Annotated in this window: 19 protein-coding genes; 12 read left to right on the top strand and 7 right to left on the bottom strand. The window is 50.5% G+C overall.

What is annotated here, in order from left to right; all coding sequences use genetic code 11:
• Positions 1 to 103: 103 nt before the first annotated feature.
• The 6 genes from CLV60_RS04005 (at position 104) to CLV60_RS03980 (ending at position 10,080) form a co-directional block, all read left to right on the top strand.
• Entirely contained in the window at positions 104 to 1,933 is a 1,830-nt protein-coding gene (locus CLV60_RS04005) for an ABC transporter ATP-binding protein (protein ID WP_106594111.1), read from the top strand.
• On the top strand, positions 1,930 to 3,759 hold the full coding sequence (locus CLV60_RS04000) for a MutS-related protein (RefSeq protein ID WP_106594110.1): 1,830 nt from the start codon (positions 1,930 to 1,932) through the stop codon (positions 3,757 to 3,759). The genes CLV60_RS04005 and CLV60_RS04000 overlap by 4 nt, the downstream gene beginning before the upstream one ends.
• A 151-nt stretch (positions 3,760 to 3,910) precedes the next feature.
• Complete coding sequence (rseP, locus tag CLV60_RS03995) at positions 3,911 to 5,227, top strand: RIP metalloprotease RseP (protein WP_106594484.1); 1,317 nt, start codon at positions 3,911 to 3,913, stop codon at positions 5,225 to 5,227.
• 20 nt (positions 5,228 to 5,247) lie between these two features.
• Entirely contained in the window at positions 5,248 to 5,829 is a 582-nt protein-coding gene (locus CLV60_RS03990; protein WP_229210812.1) for a DUF6702 family protein, read from the top strand.
• 174 nt (positions 5,830 to 6,003) lie between these two features.
• A complete protein-coding gene (gene lon, locus CLV60_RS03985; RefSeq protein ID WP_211302185.1) occupies positions 6,004 to 8,481 on the top strand; it encodes an endopeptidase La in 2,478 nt (825 codons plus the stop codon).
• Positions 8,482 to 8,589: 108 nt separating this feature from the next.
• Positions 8,590 to 10,080 carry a tagaturonate reductase gene (locus tag CLV60_RS03980; protein ID WP_106594107.1) on the top strand — a complete coding sequence of 497 codons (1,491 nt, stop codon included), beginning with the start codon at positions 8,590 to 8,592 and terminating at the stop codon, positions 10,078 to 10,080.
• On the opposite strand, the gene CLV60_RS03975 is transcribed toward CLV60_RS03980, so the two are convergent.
• Positions 10,058 to 10,777, bottom strand: coding sequence for a DUF3784 domain-containing protein (locus tag CLV60_RS03975; protein WP_106594483.1), 720 nt, complete (start codon positions 10,775 to 10,777; stop codon positions 10,058 to 10,060). The genes CLV60_RS03980 and CLV60_RS03975 overlap by 23 nt on opposite strands.
• A gap of 102 nt (positions 10,778 to 10,879) precedes the next feature.
• On the opposite strand from CLV60_RS03975, the gene CLV60_RS03970 reads away from it, so the two are divergent.
• Positions 10,880 to 11,461: a Uma2 family endonuclease gene (locus CLV60_RS03970; protein ID WP_106594106.1), complete on the top strand. Its 582-nt coding sequence runs from the start codon at positions 10,880 to 10,882 to the stop codon at positions 11,459 to 11,461.
• Here the strand turns inward: CLV60_RS03970 and CLV60_RS03965 are convergent, their stop codons facing one another.
• The 5 genes from CLV60_RS03965 to CLV60_RS03945 form a co-directional block, all read right to left on the bottom strand.
• A complete protein-coding gene (locus tag CLV60_RS03965; protein ID WP_106594105.1) occupies positions 11,462 to 12,127 on the bottom strand; it encodes a bifunctional 4-hydroxy-2-oxoglutarate aldolase/2-dehydro-3-deoxy-phosphogluconate aldolase in 666 nt (221 codons plus the stop codon). It abuts the gene before it with no gap.
• A 17-nt stretch (positions 12,128 to 12,144) separates the two neighbouring features.
• The gene (locus CLV60_RS03960) at positions 12,145 to 13,140 is read right to left on the bottom strand and encodes a sugar kinase (protein WP_106594104.1); all 996 of its coding nucleotides are present in this window, start codon (positions 13,138 to 13,140) and stop codon (positions 12,145 to 12,147) included.
• Between the two features lie 153 nt (positions 13,141 to 13,293).
• On the bottom strand, positions 13,294 to 14,721 hold the full coding sequence (gene uxaC / locus CLV60_RS03955) for a glucuronate isomerase (protein ID WP_106594103.1): 1,428 nt from the start codon (positions 14,719 to 14,721) through the stop codon (positions 13,294 to 13,296).
• A 17-nt stretch (positions 14,722 to 14,738) separates the two neighbouring features.
• Positions 14,739 to 15,926 (bottom strand): mannonate dehydratase, encoded by a 1,188-nt coding sequence (gene uxuA / locus CLV60_RS03950; protein ID WP_106594102.1) that lies wholly within the window; start codon positions 15,924 to 15,926, stop codon positions 14,739 to 14,741.
• A gap of 137 nt (positions 15,927 to 16,063) precedes the next feature.
• On the bottom strand, positions 16,064 to 16,675 hold the full coding sequence (locus tag CLV60_RS03945) for an RNA polymerase sigma-70 factor (protein ID WP_106594101.1): 612 nt from the start codon (positions 16,673 to 16,675) through the stop codon (positions 16,064 to 16,066).
• 281 nt (positions 16,676 to 16,956) lie between these two features.
• On the opposite strand from CLV60_RS03945, the gene CLV60_RS03940 reads away from it, so the two are divergent.
• Positions 16,957 to 17,979, top strand: a complete 1,023-nt coding sequence (locus tag CLV60_RS03940) for a LacI family DNA-binding transcriptional regulator (RefSeq protein WP_090156108.1) — start codon at positions 16,957 to 16,959, stop codon at positions 17,977 to 17,979.
• Positions 17,980 to 17,990: 11 nt separating this feature from the next.
• On the opposite strand, the gene CLV60_RS03935 is transcribed toward CLV60_RS03940, so the two are convergent.
• On the bottom strand, positions 17,991 to 19,271 hold the full coding sequence (locus CLV60_RS03935) for a DUF349 domain-containing protein (RefSeq protein WP_106594100.1): 1,281 nt from the start codon (positions 19,269 to 19,271) through the stop codon (positions 17,991 to 17,993).
• Between the two features lie 72 nt (positions 19,272 to 19,343).
• Between CLV60_RS03935 and ettA the strand changes: the two genes are divergently transcribed.
• From ettA to CLV60_RS03915, 4 genes are all read left to right on the top strand, one after another.
• Positions 19,344 to 21,011: an energy-dependent translational throttle protein EttA gene (ettA, locus tag CLV60_RS03930; protein WP_106594099.1), complete on the top strand. Its 1,668-nt coding sequence runs from the start codon at positions 19,344 to 19,346 to the stop codon at positions 21,009 to 21,011.
• 366 nt (positions 21,012 to 21,377) lie between these two features.
• Positions 21,378 to 23,645 carry a T9SS type A sorting domain-containing protein gene (locus tag CLV60_RS03925; protein WP_106594098.1) on the top strand — a complete coding sequence of 756 codons (2,268 nt, stop codon included), beginning with the start codon at positions 21,378 to 21,380 and terminating at the stop codon, positions 23,643 to 23,645.
• A gap of 71 nt (positions 23,646 to 23,716) precedes the next feature.
• Positions 23,717 to 25,099 carry a UDP-N-acetylmuramate--L-alanine ligase gene (locus CLV60_RS03920; RefSeq protein ID WP_106594097.1) on the top strand — a complete coding sequence of 461 codons (1,383 nt, stop codon included), beginning with the start codon at positions 23,717 to 23,719 and terminating at the stop codon, positions 25,097 to 25,099.
• Between the two features lie 44 nt (positions 25,100 to 25,143).
• On the top strand, positions 25,144 to 25,740 hold the full coding sequence (locus CLV60_RS03915; RefSeq protein WP_106594096.1) for an LOG family protein: 597 nt from the start codon (positions 25,144 to 25,146) through the stop codon (positions 25,738 to 25,740).

Genomic DNA, 25,740 nt, shown 5'->3' with positions numbered 1-25,740 from the left:
GCCCTGCCCGGGTGACTTTTAAATAATGCGTACTTTTGCAGACCAGCTATCGAATGTTTATCCAAACCGGGTTTAAGCTGATTCCCGGTGTACCTCATATCCAATGGCCAATAATGAAACTGGCAAGTCCTTGCCCGACAAGGAAACCCCCTCTCCATTTGCCGTAAAAAAAATCAGGTGGGAAGGATTGAAAATTACACTCCGGCTGCTGCGTTACCTGCGGCCCTATCGTATGATGTTCGCGGCGGGGATGCTGTTCCTGGCATTGTCCACCGGTACGTCCCTGGCATTTCCGAAACTCGTTGGAAGCATTATCGAGGTCATTGAGGGCAAATCCCGGTTCACGATCAATCAAATCACCCTACTGCTTTTCGTGGTGTTGCTGGGCCAGGCCATATTTTCGTTCTTTCGGATCTATCTTTTTTCCAAAGTCAGTGAAAAGGCTGTTAATAACATCAGGCTCGATGTTTTCAGCAAGATCATCACATTGCCCGTGCCGTTTCTCGAAGAACGTCGCGTGGGTGAACTCACCAGCCGCATTACTTCCGATGTTTCGCAACTGCAAGGTTTGCTGTCATTTACACTCGCGGAACTCTTCCGGCAGCTGGCCACGCTGATCGTCGGAATGTCCATTTTGTTTTATACTTCCTGGAAACTGACGCTCTTCATGCTCGCGACGGTACCCATTCTGGGCGTGGCTTCGGTATTCTTCGGACGGCATACGCGCAGGCTCTCGCGCAAGGCACAGGATCAGCTTGCGGCTGCGAACGTGGTGGTGGAAGAAACGTTGCAATCCGTAAATGTCGTAAAGGCATTTACCAATGAGCCGCTGGAAATCAACCGGTACCGGACAATTCTCGACCGGGTGGTTGACCTGACGTTGTACGCGGCGCGGTTCCGGGGCGGATTCGTGTCGTTTATCATTTTCGCTACATTCGGCGGGATCGTAGGCGTGGTATGGTATGGCGCGGCATTGGTACAAGCGGGCGAGTTCGGACTTTCGGATCTGTTTACATTTATCCTTTACACCACTTTCATCGGCGCGTCGATCAGCGGAATGGGTGATTTGTATGCTCAAATCAGCCGCACGGTGGGAGCGTCCGAACGCATTTTCGAAATTTTGGCAGAAACGCCCGAGGTTTCGGTGGATGAAGCGCAAAATGCGGTGGCAAGTCACGTAGAAGGCCGTGTGACTTATCAGGATATCCATTTTGCTTATCCATCGCGTCCCGATCTGCCGGTTTTAAAAGGCGTTTCGCTGGATATTCAGGCAGGCGAGAAAATAGCTTTGGTAGGATACAGCGGCGCGGGCAAATCTACCATCGTTCAGCTGCTCATGCGTTTCTATGAATATCAATCCGGCGAAATCCTCGTCGATAGCAAGCCTGTCCGGGAATATGGCCTTTCGGCATTAAGGAAAAACATCGCGATCGTGCCGCAGGAAGTGATGCTTTTTGGCGGAACGATCTACGAAAACATTGCTTACGGAAAACCTTCGGCCTCTCGTGAAGCCATTATCGATGCCGCCGCGCGCGCCCATGCACTGGAATTTATCGAGTCTTTTCCCGAAGGGTTTGAGACTATCGTAGGCGAGCGGGGCATTAAGCTCTCCGGCGGCCAGCGGCAGCGCATTGCCATTGCAAGGGCTATTTTAAAAGACCCTAAAATCCTCATTCTCGACGAAGCGACCAGCTCGCTCGACGCGGAATCCGAAAAGCTCGTTCAGGTCGCATTGGATGAGCTGATGAAAAACCGCACGACGATCGTGATCGCGCACCGGCTCGCCACCATTCGTAAGGTCGATATGATCTACGTCCTGCGTGAAGGCCGGATTGCGGAATCGGGAACACACCAGGCATTAAGCACCATTCCCGACGGCTTATACGCCAACCTTATCAAACTACAATTTGAAAACGTTGAAACCCTTTCATGAAAAATACTGAAACAACCCGGTCCGAATCACGCACATTTTTTCAGGCACAAAAAGACAAAGCGGCCATATCGGAACAAAGGGAACATGAAAGGTTTAAAAATATAGCTCTGCTGCGCCTGGCTGCATTCGCGGGCATGGTGATACTGGCGGTGGTCTGGAACAAAACCGGCATTGCCTACTGGGGAATAGGGATATTGGTGTTCCTTGTGGTGTTCCTTATCCTGATGCGGAAACAGCAGGAAGCCCGAACCAACCGGAACTTTCAGCGAAACCTGGTAGCCATTAACGACGACGAACTGGCCCGGCTAGATCTGCGCTTTAAAAGGCCCGAAACGGGTTCCGAATTCCGTGAAAAAGACCATAATTACTCGGACGATCTGGACATTTTCGGCGACTTTTCTCTTTTCAAACTTCTCAACCGCAGCCGCACCTCAGAAGGAAGCCGCCGACTGGCGAACTGGCTCAAAAACCCGGCTAATGCAACCGAGGTAGGCCTTCGGCAAGCAGCCGCCACCGATTTCAGCCAACATCCCGAGCTCATCCAGCAATGGGAAGCGACCGCATTGCTTCACGAGCACGCGGCCAAACACGTGGGCGAGTTCCAGGCATGGGTAGTGGAGCCATTTCCCATGCCATTGAAAAACGCGTTACCGCTGCGCTGGTACCCGCTGCTTACTCTGGTGATCGCGGTATTGTATTTCGCAGGTATCGTGCCAGGCATTGCTGTGTTGATCAGCCTTGGGATTCATCTTTTCATATCAGGCCGCTATGCCGACTTTGTGAAATTGCTCGCCAACCGCACGACCTCGATGGGCCAAACGCTCACCGCTTATTCCGATTTGTTGAAAAAAGCGGAGCACGCACCGTATCAATCGGCGTGGTGGCAGGTGAGAAAGGCGCAGATCACCGGCTCTTCGGCAGCATTGGCGAAGGTCGGTAACCTCTTCGAAAAGCTGGACTACCGCAACAATCCCTACTTCGCCATTTTCATCGGCATTCCCACACTCTGGGACATGCATTGCCTCGCCAGCCTCGAAGACTGGAAAGCCGTGCATCACCAGCATCTCACCGATTGGCTCGACGTACTGGCCGATACCGAGGCAATGAACAGCCTGGCAGGTCACGCATTTGCTAACCCGGAATATATTGTGCCCGCTGTCAACGACACTGCCGAGGTTACAATCGCCGCTACTTCGCTCGGCCACCCGCTGATTCCCACCGCAAAACGGATCAGTAATGACTTCTCAATGCAGGGAACAGGAAAGACGATACTCGTAACCGGCTCAAATATGTCGGGAAAAAGTACCTTTTTGAGAACGATTGGCCTTAACCTCGTCCTTGCGCAAATGGGCGCGGTCGTGAGCGCGGGCGCATTCGTTTGCTCGCCTGTGCGGGTGTTCAGCAGCATGCGTACGCAAGACTCGCTGGAAGAAAGCACGTCGTCATTTTATGCAGAGCTTAAACGCCTGCGGAAACTGCTCGAATTGTCGGATGGAAATGCCGAAGCGCCGGTTTTCTATCTGCTCGACGAGATATTGAAAGGCACTAACTCCGCCGACCGCCACCGGGGCGCGGAGGCGCTGATCCGCCAGCTGCATTCCAAAAAAGCGTCCGGTATGGTATCCACCCACGATCTCGAACTCGGCGAATGGGGCGCGACCGAAACCTACATCCATAACTTCCATTTCCGGTCGGATGTGGAGAATGGCCAGCTGCATTTCGATTATCGTTTGCACGAAGGCATTTGCCGAAGTTTCAACGCGTCGGAGCTGATGCGGATGATGGGCATTGCTATCGGCCCCGACAAAACCCCGCTTGCACACTGATACCGGGCATTTGTACGGTTGTTTGCGGATTTGCGTAACTTTACTGTTTACATTTACGTTTAAAACACTGATCCGGTAGCGGAGATCGAACTTTTTTGATTAACAATTAACCCGTAACGATTACAAAACCTGAATGGAATTACAGAAAGCATTGGAAATATTGATCATGGCAGGGCAGCTTATCCTCGGCCTGTCGATCCTGGTGGGGTTGCATGAGTGGGGGCACATGGCCGCCGCAAAATTGTTCGGAATGAGGGTTGAAAAATACTTTATAGGCTTTCCTCCTAAAATTTTCAGTTTTCAGAAAGGCGAAACAGAATATGGAATAGGTGCTATCCCGCTGGGCGGGTTTGTAAAGATTTCCGGGATGATCGACGAGTCGATGGACACCGAGGCGATGAACCAGGAGCCGCAACCGTGGGAATTCCGTTCGAAACCAGCCTGGCAACGGCTGATCGTGATGCTAGGCGGGATTATCGTGAACGTGGTCGTCGGTATCATCATTTTCATCGCTATCGCTTATCACGACGGCAGACAATTCCTGTCGATCGACGAAGTCAATAAATATGGTATCGTGGCAGGTGAGCTTGCACAAGAGATCGGCCTGAAAACAGGCGACAAAATAGTCCGAGTGAATGGCAAGCCTTTCACGGATTTCAGTGATGTGATCAGCTCAGAGGTTTTCCTGGGAAGCAACAGCTCCTACACCGTTGACCGCAACGGACAGGATGTACAGATCGAGATTCCCAACAATTTCATTGAGAAACTATCTGACCCCGACGAGAAACGGAATTTCATCCGTGCGATGGAGCCTTTCAAGATCGCCGAACTGATCCCGGGAATGCCAGCCGAAAAAGCGGGCGTAGAAGTGGGCGACCAGATTACCTCCATCAACGGCACGCCTATCCGTTTCTTCCACGAATTGCAGGCGGAACTGGAAAAACTGAAAGGAAAAGAAGCTGTCCTGGTGGTGCAGCGCGGTGGCGCACAAAAATCATTGAAAGCGGCCATAACCGAAGACGGAACGCTCGGGTTCTACCCTGAAAGTCTTCTCCATTCGACGGTCGTTCAGTATACTTTCGGCGAAGCGGTAGCGATTGGCACAGAGAATGCCTTCGGCGTAGTGTATAACAATATCAAAGGTTTCGGCAAAATATTCCGCGGTGAAGTATCCGCTTCCAAGGCGCTGAGTGGTCCAATCGGCATCGCACGTATGTTTGGTGGCGTTTGGGATTGGGGCCGTTTCTGGCAACTCACCGGCCTGCTATCGATGGTGCTCGCATTCATGAATGCACTGCCTATCCCTGCATTGGACGGCGGCCACGCGGTGATCCTTTCCTATGAAATTATCTCAGGCCGCAAGCCTTCCGACAAATTCCTTGAAAACGCTCAGAAAGTTGGTATGGTACTGCTTTTAGGCCTGATGGCATTCGCCATTTTCAACGACGTATGGAAAGCGGTATTTTAAGAAAAGGGAGGAAAGGGAGGATGGAGGAAAGGGAAGAAAGGAAAGTAGTCAGGGGGTCAGGAGGGTCATTTCACTTTCCTGACTTTCTGACTTTTTCCCCTTCCTCCTTCCTCCCCTTCCTCCCCTTCCTCCTTTCCTCCCTCCTCCTCCTCCTGACGTCCTTCAACCCGAAACACGACTACCACGTTTCGGTGACGCAAATGCAATACAATGCTTCGTCCAAATCGTTCGAAGTAAGTATCCGGATATTCACTGACGATCTTGAAAAAGCATTGTCGCAAAGCCACTCCAAACAACGTTTTGTGATCAAAGACAATGATCAAAATGATCGTTTCGTTGAAGAATACATTCGCAAATCATTTGTTTTGACAGATAGTCAGAAAAAAAATACCCCTATCAAATATGTCGGGAAAGAACAGGAAGCTGATGCAACGTGGGTGTATCTCGAAATCCCTTTCCAGGGCGCTTTGAACGGCTGCAAACTTTTGAACGTTACGCTCATGGAAGTTTTTGACGATCAGGTCAATATGACCAACGTTAAGTTCCAGTCCGAAAAAAAGACACTTTTATTTAAGAAAGGACAGACTTCTCACCTGCTGTAATAGGTTTGTGACCGCTCATAAAAATGCATGACATAATGTGTAGTGGCACGGCTATTTTGTTTTATAATGCCTTTCTTTTGAAAGTCATTATTTATATATTGGGAAAAGAATATCTGTCAATTTGACAGAATGCCTATGAAATTTGAACCTTCTGATCTATATAGCCGGCTGCTGATGTCTGACTCGGACATGGATAGCCTTGAAATCGTTCCTCTTGGTGGCCCCGACGGCTCTGACGAGCCCTTTGAACTTCCCAATGAATTAGCGATACTTCCGATCAGGCAAACGGTGCTCTTCCCGGGGATGGTCATTCCCGTGACAGTGGTGCGCCAGAAAGCCATCAGGCTTGTAAAAAAGATATACCGCAACTCCGATATCAATCAGCGTATTCTCGGTGCCGTCACTCAGGCCATTCCCAACAAGGAAGACCCTACGGCTGAGGACCTTTACAACATTGGTACCGTCGCGCAGATCCTGAAAATGATTACCCTGCCGGATGGCAACGTAACGATCATCGTGCAGGGTCGCCAGCGCTTCGAAATCAAAGCCATTGTAAACGAAGAACCTTACCTGACCGCCGAAGTGCGTCCGATCGAGGATTCATTCGTAGGGCCCACCAAAAAAGAAGCGAAAGCATTACTGCAATCGCTGCGTGATGGTGCGCACAAGATCATGCGCCTGAACCCGGAAATCCCGCAGGAAGCACGCATTGCATTGGACAACATCGAAAGCCCGATCTTCCTGATCCATTTCCTGTCGTCGAATATCAATGTCGAAATCGCCGATAAGCAGAAATTGCTCGAAGAACGCAATGGCCACAAGCAGGCTACGCTTTTGCTGCAATACATGATGCGCGAAATCGAAATGCTGGAATTGAAACGGGAGATCCAGACCAAAGCGAGCTCGGATATCGACCAGCAGCAGCGCGACTACTTCCTTCGCCAGCAGATCAAAGTTTTGCATGACGAACTCGGAATGGACAGCCCGGAGCGCGATCTCGACGAGATCCGCCTGAAAGCCAGCCAGAAAAAATGGTCGGAGCCCGTGAAGGCACATTTCGAAAAAGAGCTCAGCAAGTTGCAGCGCGTTAATCCGATGGCCCCGGAATACCCGGTAACGATGAATTACCTGGAAACACTGGTGGATTTGCCATGGGGACAATATACCAAGGACAATTTTGACCTGGTAAGGGCGCAAAAAATCCTCGACGCCGATCATTTCGGACTCGAAAAGGTGAAAGAGCGCATTATTGAATACCTGGCAGTGTTGAAGCTAAAAGGTAATCTGAAAGCGCCGATTCTTTGCCTTTATGGCCCTCCGGGTGTGGGTAAAACCTCGCTCGGCAAGTCTATTGCAAAGGCATTGAACCGGGAGTATATCCGTATGGCGCTCGGCGGCGTACACGATGAAGCCGAAATCCGCGGCCACCGCAAAACTTACATCGGTGCGATGCCGGGTAAGATCATTCAGAATATTAAAAAGGCAGGCTCTGCCAATCCGGTGTTCATCCTCGATGAAATCGATAAGGTGAGCTCCGATTACCGCGGCGACCCTTCCTCCGCATTGCTGGAAGTACTCGACCCAGAGCAGAACTCGTCATTTACCGACAACTATCTCGAAGTAGAGTACGACCTTTCGAAAGTCCTTTTTGTAGCCACTGCCAACTCGCTGGACACCATTCATCCCGCATTGCGCGATCGGATGGAGATCATCGAAATGACCGGCTACACCATCGAAGAGAAATTGCAGATCGCGAAACGCTACCTCGTTCCAAAGCAGCGTAAGGATCACGGTTTGAAATCGACGGATGTGAAAGTGGACGACGCGGCATTGCTGAAAGTGATCGAAGGCTATACCCGTGAGTCGGGTGTGCGCAACCTCGAACAAAAGGTAGGCACAGTTGTCCGCAAGATTGCAAAATCGGTGGCGATGGAGCAGGATTATCCCAAGACCGTTAAAGCCGACCAAATAGAGAAATACCTCGGTGCAGAAATTTTTGATAAAGACCTGTATCAGGACAATGACTTTGCAGGTGTCGTGACCGGCCTTGCATGGACCTCGGTAGGCGGAGAAATCCTGTTCATCGAAACGAGCCTGAGCCGCGGAAAAGGCGGGCTGACACTATCCGGCCAGTTGGGCGATGTGATGAAAGAATCGGCTGTTGCCGCATTATCGTATCTCAAAGCCAATGCAGAAAGGCTGGGCATCGATTACCGCATTTTCAACCATTACGATCTCCACGTACACGTGCCAGCGGGCGCAGTGCCCAAGGACGGCCCTAGCGCGGGTGTGACGATGGCCACTTCGATGGCATCGATATTTACACAGCGTCGCGTGAAACCATATATCGCGATGACCGGCGAGATCACATTGCGCGGAAAAGTACTTCCCGTGGGTGGCGTGAAAGAGAAAATCCTGGCAGCCCGTCGCGCGGGTGTACGGGAAATCATTCTTTGCGTGAAGAACCGCAAGGACGTGGAGGAAGTACCGGCGAATTACATCAAGGACCTGACCTTCCATTATGTGGATCAGGTCGATGAGGTACTTGGTATCGCGCTGCTTCCCGAAAAAGTGAATAACCCGATGAACTTCGTTTTTCCCGATGAAAAGAAAGAAAAAGAAGAAAGCGGATTTGCTACCATGACGGTTTAGGCCAGACTTAAGAATATGCGAAAGAGGTACCGAAAAGGTGCCTCTTTTTGTTTAGGGGTTATGCTTTCCAAACGGCGTCATATTGTCAAACCTTTTATCTACTAAAAAATGTCGTTACCGCAGCTATCTCCCCAACTGCTCGACCAGCAGCCGGAACTTCTTCCCGATCACCGGAAACTTCTTGCATTGCCTGAAAAAATCATCCAGTTCGGTACGGGTGTGCTATTGCGCGGCCTGCCCGACTATTTTGTAAACAAGGCCAATGCCCAGGGCATATTCAACGGCCGGATCGTCGTCGTGAAATCGACCAGCACCGGGGGAACCGACGCATTTGCGGAACAGCAGAATGTTTTCTCCCACAGCATCCGCGGAATTGAAAACGGCAGCCAAGTCGATGAATCCCTCATCAACACCAGCATTAGCCGCACGCTAGCGGCCGCCAGTGACTGGGCCGATATTCTCGAATGTGCGCACAGCTCAGAGCTTAATATTGTTATTTCAAATACAACTGAAGTCGGTATTCAACTGGCCGACGACGATATTTTCGCCAATCCGCCGGTGTCCTTTCCGGGCAAGCTGACAGCCTATTTGCTGGAACGCTACAAAGCATTCAACGGTGCGCCAGAGTCGGGTATGGTAATCGTTCCTACGGAGCTGATCGTCGGCAATGGCCCTAAACTGAAAGCCATCGTTCTCGAACAGGCTCAGCGGCATGACCTAGACAGGGCGTTTATTTATTGGCTTGAAAACCATAACCACTTTTGCAGCTCGCTGGTCGACCGCATTGTTCCCGGCAAGCCCGATGCGGAAACAGTGGCAGCACTTTCCGAAAAACATGGTTTCCGAGATGATTTGCTGATCGTTTCCGAGGTTTACCGCCTCTGGGCCATCGAAGGTGACCAGCACGTGCGCGACGTACTGAGCTTTGCCAAGGCCGACAAAGGCGTGGTCATCGAGCCGGATATAGACCTGTTCCGGGAGCTCAAATTGAGATTACTGAATGGCACTCATACGCTGGCATCTGGGCTTGCTTACCTGCACGGCCTGGACACAGTTCGCGAGGCAATGGAAAATGCCGAAACTGCACAATTTATCGCGGATGTGATGCTGAAAGAACTTGCACCCGCGATCCCGTACGCTGTCGACCCTGCGAAGGCGCAGGAATTCGGCAACCAGGTACTCGATCGCTTCCGGAACCCGTTCATCCGCCACCAGCTGATCGACATTACCGTGCAATACACTGCCAAGATGAAAATGCGCAACATTCCGACGCTTCTGAGCCATTACCAGAAGTCCGACGAAGTGCCTGCACTGTTTGCCAAAGGATTTGCGGCATTTCTGCGGTTTATGAAGCCTGTCGTGCATAAGGACAATGCCTATTTCGGCGAACGCGACGGTCAGTCGTACCCGATCCGCTGCGATGCTGCGGCTTATTTCGATGAAAAATGGAAGAATGCCGCATCACCGGTAGATCTGGCGCAACAGGTGTTGAGCGACGCATCACTTTGGGATACCGACCTCACGCTCCTGCCGGGCTTTGCCGACGCCGTGAAAGGTTATATAACCGAGCCGGTCTTTACCGGGACTTCCACGCTTTAAGGTGATTGTATAGCTCGGTAGCCGAGATTTCATCAGAACTGAAATAGATCTCATCCCCAACTGTCTTGATCAGCAGGTAGGGATGGGATTTTTTATTGATATACAATCTGACAATGCGTCCATCGCCTGTCTTGAATGCACCTTTGGCAAATTCTCCGCCTGCGAAGCCGTTTGCTTTACTCGTAATATCGGGCAGACTGTCCGTCACATCGAAACCCGTCACTTCATCACGTGCTACTTTGATCCCCGAAAGCCCTTTGATCTCCAAAGCGTCGGCAGTCATAGATATCTCGCTGTTCTTCATTCCTGTAAACATCAGATAACCTACGCCTACCACCACCACAAGGATAATGGCCATAACGATGTAGGTTCCCACACGCTGACCGCTCGTTCCCGTGTAATAGCGGTTGCCCACGGCGATCATGTACACATACGCCAGCAGCGGGTACATCACCATGAACACCGTAGCCCAGTTGGGATTAAAAGCGTTCAGAATCAGCACTCCAGCCAACTCGCTAATACCCAGAAATATATGGAACCGATTGAAAAACTTGACGTAGGAAACGATGTCCATCTTCGCGCGATCGGCCTCGGACATCGTATTGTACCCCGATAACAGGTACTTCGCATTACCGGGCGTCACGATAAACCCGAGCGAAAACAGGACCAGCGAAATGATGATGGCAACGGTAAGCATAATTTTGTCACGGCTAATTGCCTTATAAGTTACAAAATTATGCGGGAGAAAGTCAATTGGCATTCATTTTGGTAAATGCTTATATTTGATAAAAAGCACATTATGATTCTCCCATTGAACATACCTGCACATCCGTATTTCACCGACGACGAGTTGGTCGCATTCTGTGTGGCCAATCCCGAATTGATGGTGGAAAGGGATGAAAATGGTCAACTACACATCACTATGACACCCACCTTTCTCCTTGGCAGTTCTAACAACAGTGAATTAATCGCCGAAATAGCTATTTGGAACCGCAAGAAAAAGGGAGGAAGGGTAATTGAATCAAATGGAGGTTTTTTTCTTCAAGACAGGTCCATGCAGGTGCCGGACGTTGCCTGGATACAAATAGACCGCTGGAATGCGCTGACAGACGATGAAAAGAATTCGTTCCCATACATGGCGCCGGATTTTGTGATTGAATTACAATCCAAAACAGATAGCCTCCGTTACCTGGAACGAAAAATGCTGAAGTGGATTGAAAACGGCGTGAGGCTTGCCTGGCTTGTGTGTCCGAAAAGCCAGACAACCTACATTTACGAACCGGGCAAGCCTCCGCTTGCAGTACATTTTGAAGAAACGCTTTCAGGCGGTGAAGTACTTCTCAATTTCTCCACCCGCCTGAGCGATATTTTAGAATACTAATCAGCTATTCGCGCGGAACTCCTTCACGAGCGCGATGCTTTCTGCTACTTTTTGTTCGATCCAGGGGTAATTACCTTGTGCTACCACATCTTTCGGGAACAGGTTTGAGCCTAAACCAACAGCGTAAGCTCCCGCGCCGAACCATTCGTTGATGCTTTCCTTGGTAGGCTGTACGCCGCCCGTAACCATGATTTTCACCTTCGGCATAGGCCCGCGGATCGCACGCACGAACGCGGAACCTACCACTTCGCCCGGGAACAGCTTTACTACTTCTGCACCGGCTTGCTGCGCATTGTAGATTTCAGTCAGGGTAGAAATACCCGGGATCCAGGGAATACCTGCTTTCAAACAAGCTTCACCTACGGCCGGATTGAGGCAAGGCGTCACGATGAAATCCGTACCGGCATCGATGAATTTTTGTGCGGTTTCCGCATCATAAATCGTCCCGATTCCCATTGACAGGCCGGGAAGGCTTTCCTTTACATAAGCCAAAAGCTCCGTAAACACATTAAAGGCATTGTCGCCGCGATTCGTGAATTCGAATGCACGCGCACCTCCGCGGTATGCCGCATTGATCACCTCTTTGGCGATTTCGATATCTGCATGATAGAACAGCGGCAATACGCCCACTTCGTTCAATAATATCAGTGTTGTTTCTTTATCCATGATTGTTGGCCAGATTACTAGCGTTTGATTCTTCCTGAGGTCTCTCCCTGCCGGATGGCTTCCACTTCGGCGATCGTCGAGATCAACGCATCGCCTTCGATAGTATGCTTCAATGCAGAAGCCGCCACCCCGAATTCCAGTGCTTTTTGCTGGTCGTCGAAGGTAATGAGGCCGTGGATAAGACCCGCGATAAATGCGTCGCCGCCGCCTACGCGGTCGATGATCGGGTTAATTTCAATGTCTTCCGTTTCGAGCAGTTCCTTGCCATTCCACAAAAACGCCCTCAACAAGTTATGCGACGCGCTGATCGACGTTCTTTTCGTATCCACTACCGTTTTCACCTGCGGGAAAGCCTTCTGTAAATTGACGCAGGATTCGACAAAATCGTTTCCGTCGATGTCAAAAATCTCCTTGATATTGATGCTGTTGGCAATCACAACATCTGTTCCGGCAGTCAGTTCGGGCAGAATATCGGATGGTTTTTTACCATATTTCCACAAGTTGGCGCGGTAAAAAATGTCACCCGACACGGTAATGTTGCGTTTGCGGGCCGCTTTAATTCCGTCCAGCAATGCATCGGCCGCTTCTTGCGACAATGCAGGGGTTATACCCGCCCAGTGAAACCATTTAGCGTCTTTCAGGATATTATCCCAATCCAGTTCCTTCGGATCGATCGTTGCCAGGGATGAATTGGCCCGGTCGTATACGATCTGGCTACCACGCATGGCAGCGCCGGTTTCAAGGAAGTAAACGGCCATTCTCGGCCCTCCGAAAAGGATATGCGACGTATCGACGCCATGAAAATGCAGGTACTGAGCCGCCGCACGTCCGATGGGCGAGTCAGGGAAACGGGTAACGTGCGCCGTGCTGTGTCCCCAATATGCCAGCGCGGTCGAAACGTTCGCTTCGCCACCAGCATATGTTACATTCAATTGACGGGCTTGTTCAAAACGGGAAAAACCAGGAGTGGAAAGCCGCATAAGGACTTCCCCGAAGGATACTATCTGAGCCATATTTTAAACTATTGCCCGTTTGCCAAAGAATGAAGCTCCCTGACGGGCCATTGAAAAATGATTACGCGCCAAAATTAAGTATTAACATTAAAATAGCCCACAACAAATGTCTGGGCTATTCCTTTTATTAGCGTATTTAAATTCGGATTTTAATCAAAAGCCAAAATATTTGTTGGCATTGTTGTAAGAAATACCCTGCACCATCTTACCCAGCCACTGGATATCGTTCGGTAACTCTCCATTCTCGACATCCTGGCCGATGAGGTTACACAAAATACGACGGAAATATTCATGACGCGGGTACGAAAGGAAACTGCGTGAATCCGTCAGCATTCCCACGAAACGGCTTAGCAAGCCCATATTCGAAAGCGCATTCATCTGCCGCTCCATGCCATCCTTCTGGTCGAGGAACCACCAGCCGGAGCCGAACTGCATTTTACCGGCAACGGTACCGTCGTTGTAGTTACCCGTCATCGTAGCCAGCACTTCATTATCGGCCGGATTGAGGTTATACAAAATCGTTTTGGCCAGTTGGTCGGTCGAATCGAGTTTATTCAAAAACTTGGAAAGCGCCTGCGCCTGGCTGTAATCGCCGATGGAATCCCAGCCGGTATCCGGGCCGAGTTCCCGGAGCATTCGCTCATTATTGTTGCGTAACGCACCGAGGTGGAATTGCTGCGTCCAGCCTTTGGCATGGTCCATTTTGGCCATTTCATACAAAAGCACCGATTTGAACGCCAGCGCCTGGCTTGCCGAAGGTTTCTCGCCTCTGAATGCAGCCGCAAATGCCTCGCGTGCCGCAACCTCGTCGAATTCTGCATAAATATGCTCCAAACCATGATCCGACAAACGGCCGCCCATTGAAGCGAAGAAATCATGACGGTTCTGCAATGCGGCCAGCAATGCATCATAAGAAGCAATCTCGCCAGTCCCTGCCGATTGCGCCAGTTTTGCCAGATATTGTTTAAAGTCCTCCGGCGAATCAATCAGCAGCATGGCTTTATCCGGCCGGAATGTCGGCAATACGCGGATATCGAAACCGCTTTCGCTGATCGCGCTGTGGTAATTCAACGAGTCCGTCGGATCATCCGTGGTGCAGATTACCTTCACGTTCATGCGGTTCAGCAGGCTTTTCACCGAGTAATCGGGCTGGCGCAGCTTCGCCGAGCACTCATCGTAAATCTCGCGGGCTGTATGTTTATTTAAAACAATGTCAATATCAAAATAGCGGAGCAGTTCGAGGTGCGTCCAGTGATAGAGCGGATTACGCATTGTGTACGGTACCGTAGCCGCCCATTGTTCGAACTTCTCCCAGTCGCTTGCATCGCCGGTGCAATACCGCTCGTTGATACCATTCGCACGCATGGCCCGCCATTTATAATGGTCGCCGTAAAGCCAGATTTGCGTCAGGTTCTCAAACTGCTTGTCTTCCGCGATCTGATCGGGCGGCAGGTGACAGTGGTAATCGATGATCGGCATTTCCTTTGCATAGTCATGGTAAAGGATACGCGCGGTTTCCGAACGGAGGAGGAAATCATCGGAAATGAAGGTCTTTTGTACAGCGGTGCTAATCGTTTCCATTCTCTTTCTTGTTACAATCACAAACTTCTTTCAATCCCGTATTCGAGGCCGCGCAGCTCCGCAAGCCCGCGCAGGCGTCCGATAGCCGTATAACCCGGGTTGGTACGCTTCGTCGCCGACAGATCGTCGAGCATACGATGGCCATGATCAGGACGGAAAGGCATTCTCAAATCGGTTCTACCTTCATTTTCACGCCTTTTCTGCTCCAACACCAACGCCCGCATCACACCGTACATATCCACGTCACCATCCAGGTGATCGGCTTCGTAAAAACTGCCGTCGTGCTCACGCTTGGTAGCGCGCAGGTGGATGAAATGAATGCGGCTGCCCAACCTGTCGACCATTCCGGCCAAATCATTGTCCGGCCTCACGCCGTATGACCCGGTACAGAAACAAATGCCGTTCGCCTGCTTATCATATGCTTTCAACAGCATTTCCGCATCATTTTCGGTGCTTACCACACGCGGCAGACCCAGAATCGGATAAGGAGGATCGTCCGGGTGGATCGCTAATTGGATTCCCGCCTCTTCCGCCACCGGCCCGATGGCCTGGATGAACTGGTACAAATGCGTACGCAGCTCAAAGTCTCCGATATGCTCGTAGGTTTTCAGCACTTTCCTGAATTCCTCCACCGTAAAGCTCTCTTCGGAGCCCGGCAGACCGGCTATAATGTTACGGACGAGTTTTTGCTTCTCTTCCTCTGACGACGTATCCAACCAAATTTTAGCGGCGCGCTTTTGGTCGTCGGTATACAGCTCTCCTGCCTCCGGCCTTTCCAACAGGTAAAGATCGAATGCCGCGAATTGCGTTGCATCGAACCGCAAGCCCGTGGAACCATCCTTCATCGGCGCGTCCAGGTCGGTGCGCGTCCAATCGAGAATGGGCATAAAATTATAGCACACGGTGTCGATACCGCATTGCCCCAGGTTACGGAGCGACTGCTGATAATTCAGAATATGTTTTTCAAAATCGCCGGAGCGTGTTTTGATCGACTCGTGCACGGGCACGCTTTCCACGACCGACCATGTAAGGCCTGCGTCTTCGATCAACTGCTTGCGCGCCTGAATTTCTGATACTTCCCAAACTTCGCCGTTGGGAATGTGATGTAATGCGGTTACGATTCCGGTTGCTCCGGCCTGACGGATATCCTGCAACGAAACAGGATCGTTAGGCCCGAACCAACGCCAGGTTTGTTCTAATGCCATTGAGGTACTTTGGCTTCTGGTTTCCCATTGGCCAGGGTTTAATTATTAACAACATTCAAATTGACCGCCGACCGCTGACAGCCGACCGCCGAAATACTATGTTTGACCGCCGACCATAGACAGCCGACCGCCGAATACTATGCTACCAGGCGATGCTCCGGTACGCGCTCTCGCAATACTTTCAATGCGCGGCTCATTTGCGTTTCCACGGTTTTGACGGAAATATCCAAACGCTCCGCAATGTCGCGGTAACGAAGGCCTTCTTCGCGGCTCAGGCGGAAAATGAGCTGGCACTGGCGCGGCAACGCCTGGATGCAATCTTCTATATGCGAATAAAATTCGTTGTACGACAGCTCTTCCGCGGGTGAAAAATGGTCGGCGTGGTTCATATTCCACTGCACCGATTCCAGCGAATCACGCTCATTCTGACGATGGATACGCAGTTTCAGGTAATCCAAAGCCTGGTTGCGCACAGCTCTGTAAATGTAAGCCTGAAACGAAGTATGCACTTCAATCTGCTCACGATTTTTCCAAAGTTTTACAAATACATCGGATACCACTTCTTCCGCGATCTCCCGCGTCACCACCACGCGCATGGCGTAGTTGCAAAGCGACCGGTAATGGCGCGTGAACAACTCGCGGAAAGCATTATAATCACCGTTAGTCACCACTCTGCCAAACAGGGTTTCCAGTATACTTTTCTGGGAACAGGCTGATGGTAATGCACTGGCAAATGAGTTTGTCTCCATGTTAGCTGAGCTAGGTTAATTATAGAAAATTTCCTGGAATTGTAGTGGTATTTAGCCCCTTGTCTTCGTCGATGATTTACCTAGTTTAAATACTGATTCGCTGATACACAAAAATAAATCTTGAAAAAAAGCAATAAATTTACGCAACCGTTCCCGGAACCGTTCCCATTCCCGCAATTTTTCCCGGAACTTTGTGCGAACACCGGCTACATTGTGCAACATTGACCGCCGGGCGATTTTCGCCGATTTTTAGTAAGATTGTACTATTTCAATATAGCCCTATGAAAAAGGTTTCTATCACCATTAAAGAGATTGCAAGACAACTCGGTATTTCCAAATCGACCGTGTCTCGGGCGCTGCGCGACAGCAGTGAGATCAGTGAAGAAACCAAGCAAAAGGTGATCGATCTGGCCGAGCAGCTCAACTATTACCCCAACCCGATCGCGATCAGCCTGCTCAAAAACCGCACGCAAACGATCGGCGTAATTGTGCCGGATATTGCCAACCGGTTCTACTCCTCGGCAATCGGCGGAGTGGAGGATATTGCTTACAGCCGCGGCTATCATACCATGATCTATCAAAGCCACGAGTTGCTCGAAAGGGAGCGCTCTGCCACACGCCATATCGCATCGCGGCGGGTGGATGGACTCGTGGTGGCCATTTCAAGCCAGTCGGAGAATATAGACCATTTCGCATCTTTACAGGAACAGGGCATTCCCGTTGTGTTTTTCGACCGCGTGAGCGACGCCATGCACACCCATAAGGTACGCGTGGACGACTATAAGGGCGCATTCGATGCCACGGAGCATTTGATCAAGCGGGGATGCAGGCGCATTGCGCACATTGCCGGCCCGAAACCGGTGTCCATTACACGGTTTCGTTTGGAAGGATATAAGGATGCATTGCGGAAATACGGAATCGATTTCCAGGAAGAGTGGGTGCTGCACAGCGAGATCACCCAGGCAGGCGGTACCGAGCGTACCTACCAGCTCATGGCCCTGCGCGAGCGTCCCGACGCTATTTTCGGTGCAAGCGACCGCATTACCATGGGTATTCACTGGGCATTGCGGCAGCTCGGCTACAAAATGCCCGACGACGTAGCGGTAGTAGGCTTTTGTGACATCGCCATGTCCTCTCTCCTCGATCCGCCGGTGAGCTCGGTCACCCAGCCGTCGTTTGAAATGGGGCAGCAGGCGACTTCACTGCTTTTGGACCTCATTGAAAGCAAAAATACCCCGGCCGAATTTGAGACCAGGGTATTGCAATCTAATTTGGTGATCAATAAGTCGTCTATGCGACACTAGCGCGGACGATATTAACCGGTTATAGCTTTCAGTTTTCTTTCGAATTCAATCAGGATACGCTCTTTCATCTGAACCTTGCGTTTCTGGATGTTGATCCGGCCTACTGCCTGCTTATCCTGCTCGGGATCGCCGGTAGCGGTACGGTCAAATTCCAGCTGCGCGAATTCCAGGTCGCTTTTCTCGCGCTTGGTAAGCCATTCGAGCTCGCGGTATTTCGTACGAAGCTGCTCTTCAGGGCTTTTCAGGTCGAAAGCCGGGTATTTGCGGCTAATCACGCGGGCGAGGTAGCTCAACTCGAATATCTTATCGCAAACCATCCGGAAGCGTTCTGCCAATTCCTTGTCTGCCAGCTTGAATGGAATCTTGATCTCCTTCCATTTGCTAAGCAGGACTTTGGCTTCCTGCGACGCCTCGATGATATCCGGCGATCTCAGCAATGTTTCGGCCTGGGCAAGCAGCTTTTGCTGTTCAACAATACGCGGGTCAACGCGAACTTTCGGTTCGATGCCTTTGGCCGCATTATATTTATCGTAGAACAGTTTGAGGAAGTGGCGATAAGCCTTGTTGACTTTGAAAAAACGCTTCGGCGGAACCTCTCCTATATTGTTCCACGCATTACGTACATCTCTCGCTTTGGCGTAGGCTTCGTCCAGATCTTTGGCGTAGCTAAGCGTTTTGGTGATTTTGATCAGCTTCTCGTATTCTTCTATACGATGCTGGTTCAATTTGTTCTGCTCGTCGAAGTAATCACGACGGCGCTGGAAGAAATCATCCAGGATTTGCTGGAATGTCGTTTCGATTTCCTCCTGATATTCCTTGTCGACCGGCCCGGTACGAATCCATTTAGCTTTGATTTCCTGAATCTGGTCTGTCGCGGTGGCATAGTCGGTAACAGCGGCGGCAACTTTCACGTCTTCGATCAGTGCGCGTTTGATTTCCAGGTTTTTGAGCTGGTTAACCTCGATCAGGCTTTTGAGATATTCTTCTTTTTCTTCGAGCCTTCTGAGCAAAGGCACAAAATCGCCCAATGCATCAAAACTTTTCAACTTGCGCTGTAACTGGATCAGTTTGGTAAGATAGGAGCCCTTATTAAGTGCTTCATCAATTTCGCGTTCCAGCTGCTCTACTTTGTTCAGGACAATGTTAAAACGATTCTTGAAATAGTCAATCGCTTCCTGCTCAGTCCTTTTTACTTCTCCAATTTGCCGGTCGGGGAAATCCAGATACCCCTTTAAAAATACTTTGCTGTCCTTAACGTAGCCGTATTCATCATTCAATGTGGCATTTTCCATTCTTTCAATTTTTTTTATCTGCTAAGTGTAGGGATATATAACGATATTTGTTACGCACAAATTAAACAAAAAATGAGTAACGAAACCATTATTTTCTCAATGTCGGGGGTTAACAAAATCATTCCTCCCAACAGACATATTATTAAAAACATTTATTTATCCTTTTTCTACGGTGCCAAAATAGGCGTCCTCGGTCTGAACGGTTCCGGTAAGTCGACACTCCTTCGCGTCATCGCCGGTATCGACAAAGACATTCAGGGTGAGGTAGTTTTCTCCCCGGGCTACTCCGTCGGCATGCTAGAACAGGAACCGAAACTCGATCCGAACAAGACCGTTCGCGAAGTTGTAGAAGAAGGTGTACAAGAAATTGTAAATCTATTGAAAGAATTCGACGAGATCAATGAGGCTTTCGGTGCAGAAGACGCAGATTTCGACAAATTGCTGGAAAGACAAGGCGAAGTGCAGGAAAAACTCGACGCATCCGATGCGTGGAATCTTGACAACCGCCTCGAAATAGCGATGGATGCCCTCCGCTGCCCGCCGTCGGATGCATTGATATCGACCCTTTCGGGGGGAGAAAAGCGCCGGGTTGCGTTGTGCCGCCTCCTGCTGCGCCAGCCGGATGTACTCTTATTGGATGAACCTACCAACCACCTCGATGCAGAGTCGGTCCTGTGGCTCGAAGAGCATTTGAGACAATATAAAGGAACGGTTATCGCCGTAACCCACGACCGCTACTTCCTCGACAACGTAGCCGGCTGGATCCTCGAACTCGACCGCGGCGAAGGTATTCCGTGGAAAGGCAACTACACTTCCTGGCTGGAACAAAAGCAGGAGCGCCTGAAAAAAGAAGAAAAAACCGAATCAAAGCGCCAGAAAACATTGCAGCGTGAGCTGGAATGGGTGCGTTTGGCACCAAAGGCTCGCCAGGCCAAATCCAAAGCGAGGTTGGGCGCTTACGAGAGATTGCTCAGCGAGGAAGGCAAGGAGAAGGAAGAAAAATTGGAAATCTTCATCCCTTCAGGCCCTAGGCTGGGGAACAAGGTTATCGAAGCGCATAATGTATCGATGGGCTTTGGCGACAGGTTACTTTACGAAAACCTCAGCTTCGCATTGCCGCCAAATGGTATTGTGGGCATTATCGGGCCAAACGGTGCCGGTAAAACCACCCTGTTCAAACTCATTACCGGCCAGCTGAAACCGCTGACAGGCCATTTCGAAGTAGGTGAGACCGTGCAACTCGCTTACGTAGACCAGGAACACGACAATCTCGACCCGAATAAGACGGTATACCAGAGCGTATCGGACGGCAACGACTGGATCATTCTCGGGGGCAAGCAGTCGAACGCGCGTGCTTACGTGAGCCGGTTCAACTTCGGCGGCGGCGACCAGGAGAAGAAAGTAGGAACGCTTTCCGGCGGTGAGCGTAACCGCGTACACCTTGCCATGACATTGAAAGAGGGCGGGAACCTGCTCCTGCTCGATGAACCTACCAACGACCTGGACGTTAACACGCTCCGCGCATTGGAAGAAGGTCTCGAAAACTTTGCAGGCTGTGCGGTGATCATCTCCCACGACCGCTGGTTCCTCGACCGCGTTGCAACCCACATTCTGGCCTTTGAAGGCGATTCACAGGTTTACTGGTTTGAAGGTAACTTCTCCGAATACGAAGAAAACCGCCGCAAAAGACTCGGTACCGACGCTACGCCGACGCGTATCAAATACAAGAAACTGGCATAGTAACCGTCCGGATTTACCGCTTAATAAGTGCTTACCTACACAGGTGAGCACTTTTTTTGTGACCGCTTGTAGAATTTATTTACTATTTCTCTTGAAATCTAGTTTTAATATTCTACCTTTCTATCATATTCATACCATCCTTTATCAAGTTGTCAATTCAAATTATATTGAGCTGTTAGCCTATCAGGCTTAAAAACTGAAATTCCTCTTCTATTTCCATCCTGACACTCAACAGGGTTTTGCAAACGACCGTCCCAATCTGGCAGCCGCATGTAACTCCATAAACTTCTATATCGATTATAGAGAAAATTAAACCTGTCTCAACGAATCCTAAAAAGCTATAACCGCCCACTGAACTAAAATTTTATGCGCTTCATACGTCTGACGTCGCCGCTCAACCACCCACGTTTATTAACCATCGCACTTTTTCTGGCCCTGTTATCCAGCCGGCCGACCGCGCTTCTGGCGCAAAGGGAGCTGATCCTCAATACCACAGGCTACGGATTCGACCGAACGGCGCCCAACGGTATCAATACCGAGCAATGGCAGTATATCCTGAAATTTGCGAACCTCAAATACAACGGAAAGGACGCCAGTCCAACGGCTGTCAGGCTGCACATCCAATGGGAACATTATGAGCCGACGCTCGGTAATTACCAGCGCGCGAAGATGGCCCAGGCCGTCAAGGCCATTCTGGACATTAACCCGAACATCAAGGTCGCGCTTCACTTCTCCTATCTCCGGCCCGGGTACTGGAACGACAACTTTCTTTCGACGGTAGACGTGGCTCAGCTCTCCAACGGCTCGCTCATGCGCGAGGCCATTTCCCACACGGTCCCGTCTGTCTTCTCCGAATATGCCACCGGCCGCTTTCTGGCATTTGTAGACGACGCGCTCGCTCAGGTGCAGGGTTATTCGTCGAGGATTTTGTACGTCGCGATGGGAAACAACGGATCCGAAGAATTTTATATGCCTAACAAAGTCGTCAACTCGGTCAACTACGCCGGGATGTTCGAAGCTAAGGCATTGCAAGCCTGGCGTACCAAGTTTCTTCCGATGAGATTTCCGGGCCAAACCAATGCTACCTGGGGCCGGACCTCCTACCCCATCGCTACCGCCCCCCAGCCAACCGACGGAAATTACAATTCTGAGATGGGCCGTGACCTGCATCGCTTTGCAGGGTGGGGTTTGTTGAAGCTTTTCAAAGGTTTTTATGAAACCGTCAAAAACCGTAATTCTTCCATCAAAGTACTGCATTTCATATCCGACTTCGGTTCTGTGCAGGGTAACAACTGGCATTTGCACAGCAGCACGCTCCTCCTCGCATTGGAACTTTCAGACGGCATTTACCATACCGACGGCAGTCATCAATGGGACCTTTGGAGAAAAATAATGGGGATCGACGTCATAAAAGGCACTTATCCCAATAAAATAGCAGGCCTGGAATTCGACCCAACCGACCTCGGCCAACCCGACGGAGGCTCGGGGATCAATGGCGGCATTCCGTACGAGTGGTTTCCCCGTGCCTACAAGCACGGCGCGGACTACGTGCATATTGCCATGCATTTTAATGATATTGAAATGGCCCAGCTCGCGCCCACACTTGCGTTATGCCGCGAGCAATATCTTAAGCCTTCCTACCAGCCTCCGGCACGTGCAGAGGCTGTGACGGTCAACATTTTCCCGAATGTATTCACCGGAAATTTCCTTTTTGAAACCTGGAACCAGATCGGCGGGCAGAATTTCGGACAAACAGACCTTCAACCAAAATCCATCCGGATGACGGACACGGGCTATTGGGAAAACGTCTGGGATAGCGGCAATTACCTGCCGTGCTCCTACTCCGTGAATGTGAACAATTCGCCGAGCAAGCCTGTCGTAGGCACTCCGGTTACGCTCAGCATCAATTGCCAGGGGCCAGAATGCAATACCGCCAACTATGTATGGAGTGGCGAGGGCGCTAATAACCGGACAGGCAACTCCATTACGATCAATGCCCCCAGTTCTCCTGGTGACTACAATTATTCTGCGAAATCGACCCGCAGTGGGTGTGTTGCCAAATCCGCAGCGAAAATCGTCCCGGTCGCCCGCGCGTTACCGGTGAAGCTGATCGACTTCACTGCCGTGAAGGAAGGCCAGCAAGCACAACTTGCCTGGTCGACGTCGGAAGAGGTGAATAGCGAAAAGTTCGATGTGGAGCGGAGCACCGATGGCAAGAAATGGGTGCGCATTGTCTCTCTACCGGCAGGAGGTGACATATTGAATGCCGTTACCCGATATAATTTCACCGATATTAGCCCGGTGGCCGGCGAAAATTTATACCGACTGAAAATGGTGGACCGCGACCAGACCTTCTCGTACAGCAAGATCGTCAACCTGAATTTCAAAACGTTCTCGGTAGCGAGCACCTATCCTAATCCTGCCAGCGACAGGATAACGATCGCTGCGGATGACTGGGAAGATATGAGAACCGTCAGGATTGTCAACGTCTCAGGTCAGATAGTTTATAGTTCCGACAAGCCGCGGCGCGAGATCGATATACGGAACCTCGCTTCGGGCTCCTACATAATCGGCCTTGTGCACGACAACGGTACGCAGGAAAATATCAAGTTCGTAAAGGAAGCCGGCAAATAGGATACGGGCGGGATTTGCCCGAAGGCCAATTCTTGCTAACTTTCGAACGGAATCAGTTTTTAAAATTGTCAATGAGTCAATCTTCATCTTTGCATAAAATACATTTCATTTCGATTGGCGGCAGCGTCATGCACAACCTGGCCATCGAATTACATTTAAAAGGATTCATTGTGACGGGATCGGATGATGAGATCTATGAGCCATCGTCCAGCCGCCTCGCACAATATGACCTGCTTCCACCTGTTACAGGATGGTTTCCGGAGAAAATCACCTCCGACCTGGAAGCCGTGATTCTCGGTATGCACGCCAGACAGGACAATCCCGAGCTCGCGAGAGCGAAAGAGCTGGGGATCAAAGTATATTCCTATCCCGAGTATATTTTTGAACAAAGCCAGAACAAACAACGCGTCGTGATCGCGGGCAGCCATGGAAAAACAACCATTACCTCCATGATACTCCACGTTTTGAAATACAATAAAAGGAATTTCAACTACCTGGTCGGCGCACAAATCGAAGGTTTCGATAATATGGTGAAGCTTTCCGAGAATGCTCCGCTGATCGTGATCGAGGGCGATGAGTATTTCACTTCACCAATAGATCCCACTCCGAAATTTATCCACTACCAGCCGCACATCGCATTAATCAGCGGTATTGCCTGGGATCATTTCAATGTATTCCCGACCTGGGAATCGTATGTGAAGCAGTTCGAACTGCTGGCGGATTCTTTACCCAAAGCCGGTGCGATCATCTTCGACGAAACGGACGATATGCTCGACGTGATCGGCCAGAAGGAACGTCCGGACGTGGTCAGCACGCCATATGCCGTACATCCGCACCGGATCGAGGACAACAAGACGATATTGATCACTGCCGAGCAAGGCGAAGTTCCGGTACTCGTTTTCGGGAGCCATAATATGAAAAATATCAGCGGCGCGCGCGAAGTCTGCGAACGGCTGGGCGTGACCGACGAGCAGTTTTACAACGCGATCCGCACATTCAAAGGAGCCTCGAAACGCCTGGAACTCCTTGGAACAAATGCAACAGTGAACGTCTATCGTGACTTCGCCCATGCGCCTTCCAAGGTAGAGGCAACTACCAATGCCCTGAAAGAGCAGTTTCCCAACAGAACACTGGTAGCCTGTGCCGAACTTCACACTTTCAGCAGTCTTAATAAGGGATTTTTATCCCAATATCGCCGCAAACTAAAAGCGGCCGATGTAGCAGTCGTGTATTTCAATCCACTGACATTGGAACATAAACGCCTGGAAAGTCTGTCGGAAGACGATATCAAAGCGGCATTCAAGCGCGATGATCTGAAGGTGTTCACCAATTCTGCCGAACTGGAAACATTTTTAAAATCGCTGACCTGGAAAGACGCCAATCTGTTGCTGATGAGCTCCGGCACCTTCGGCGATATTGACTTGAAAAAACTGGCAGCGGATATTCTGGCATAACCTGCCGCATAATCCTGCCTTGTTATACTAAATCCGTTCATCCGATGCAATCCATAGTTGTATACTGCGGTTCAAATCCGGGAAAGAAAGCGCTGTATGCCGAAGCCGCCTACGAACTGGGCGTAGCACTGGCAAAGCGGAATATCAAACTCATTTACGGCGGCGGCAATATGGGCCTGATGGGCCGCGTTGCCGACGGTGCGATGGACAATGCTGGGTTTGTTACGGGCATTATCCCGAACTTCCTGGCGAAGCTCGAAGTGGCGCATAAGACGTTATCGGAGCTGCATTTCGTAGACACCATGCACGAGCGCAAAGCCAAAATGGTATCGATGTCCGACGGTGTCATTGCATTACCGGGCGGTTACGGTACTTTCGATGAGCTTTTCGAGATCCTGACCTGGGCGCAGCTCCGCATATTCCACGGGCCCGTCGGGCTTTTGAACGTCAACGGATTTTACGATCTTTTGCTTCTGCAACTTGATAAGATGGTGGAAGAAGGCTTTTTGAGGCCCGATAACCGCGCACTTTTGGTGGTTGCGGAAGATCCTGCAATGCTCCTTGAAAAAATGGAAGCCTTCCGTTTGCAAAACGCGGAAAATAAGCCGTTGGACGGGTCGTTGTATGTAGATAAAAACTAG

Source organism: Dyadobacter jiangsuensis, from assembly GCF_003014695.1.
Taxonomy (GTDB): Bacteria; Bacteroidota; Bacteroidia; order Cytophagales; family Spirosomataceae; genus Dyadobacter; species Dyadobacter jiangsuensis.
Note: the sequence above shows the minus strand (reverse complement) of the source record. Positions and strands in the feature narration are given on the sequence as shown.

Bases quoted from the DNA above. Each gene is read 5' to 3' on its own strand.
- CLV60_RS03970 (WP_106594106.1), top strand. From the start codon at position 10,880: ATGATTCTCCCATTGAACATACCTGCACATCCGTATTTCACCGACGAC.
- CLV60_RS04005 (WP_106594111.1), top strand. From the start codon at position 104: ATGGCCAATAATGAAACTGGCAAGTCCTTGCCCGACAAGGAAACCCCC.
- CLV60_RS03945 (WP_106594101.1), bottom strand. From the start codon at position 16,675: ATGGAGACAAACTCATTTGCCAGTGCATTACCATCAGCCTGTTCCCAG.
- lon (WP_211302185.1), top strand. From the start codon at position 6,004: ATGTCTGACTCGGACATGGATAGCCTTGAAATCGTTCCTCTTGGTGGC.
- ettA (WP_106594099.1), top strand. From the start codon at position 19,344: ATGAGTAACGAAACCATTATTTTCTCAATGTCGGGGGTTAACAAAATC.
- CLV60_RS03940 (WP_090156108.1), top strand. From the start codon at position 16,957: ATGAAAAAGGTTTCTATCACCATTAAAGAGATTGCAAGACAACTCGGT.
- CLV60_RS03925 (WP_106594098.1), top strand. From the start codon at position 21,378: ATGCGCTTCATACGTCTGACGTCGCCGCTCAACCACCCACGTTTATTA.
- CLV60_RS03980 (WP_106594107.1), top strand. From the start codon at position 8,590: ATGTCGTTACCGCAGCTATCTCCCCAACTGCTCGACCAGCAGCCGGAA.
- CLV60_RS03935 (WP_106594100.1), bottom strand. From the start codon at position 19,271: ATGGAAAATGCCACATTGAATGATGAATACGGCTACGTTAAGGACAGC.
- CLV60_RS03915 (WP_106594096.1), top strand. From the start codon at position 25,144: ATGCAATCCATAGTTGTATACTGCGGTTCAAATCCGGGAAAGAAAGCG.
- CLV60_RS03990 (WP_229210812.1), top strand. From the start codon at position 5,248: ATGGAGGAAAGGGAAGAAAGGAAAGTAGTCAGGGGGTCAGGAGGGTCA.
- CLV60_RS03975 (WP_106594483.1), bottom strand. From the start codon at position 10,777: ATGCTTACCGTTGCCATCATCATTTCGCTGGTCCTGTTTTCGCTCGGG.
- uxaC (WP_106594103.1), bottom strand. From the start codon at position 14,721: ATGGAAACGATTAGCACCGCTGTACAAAAGACCTTCATTTCCGATGAT.
- CLV60_RS03960 (WP_106594104.1), bottom strand. From the start codon at position 13,140: ATGGCTCAGATAGTATCCTTCGGGGAAGTCCTTATGCGGCTTTCCACT.
- uxuA (WP_106594102.1), bottom strand. From the start codon at position 15,926: ATGGCATTAGAACAAACCTGGCGTTGGTTCGGGCCTAACGATCCTGTT.
- CLV60_RS04000 (WP_106594110.1), top strand. From the start codon at position 1,930: ATGAAAAATACTGAAACAACCCGGTCCGAATCACGCACATTTTTTCAG.
- CLV60_RS03920 (WP_106594097.1), top strand. From the start codon at position 23,717: ATGAGTCAATCTTCATCTTTGCATAAAATACATTTCATTTCGATTGGC.
- CLV60_RS03965 (WP_106594105.1), bottom strand. From the start codon at position 12,127: ATGGATAAAGAAACAACACTGATATTATTGAACGAAGTGGGCGTATTG.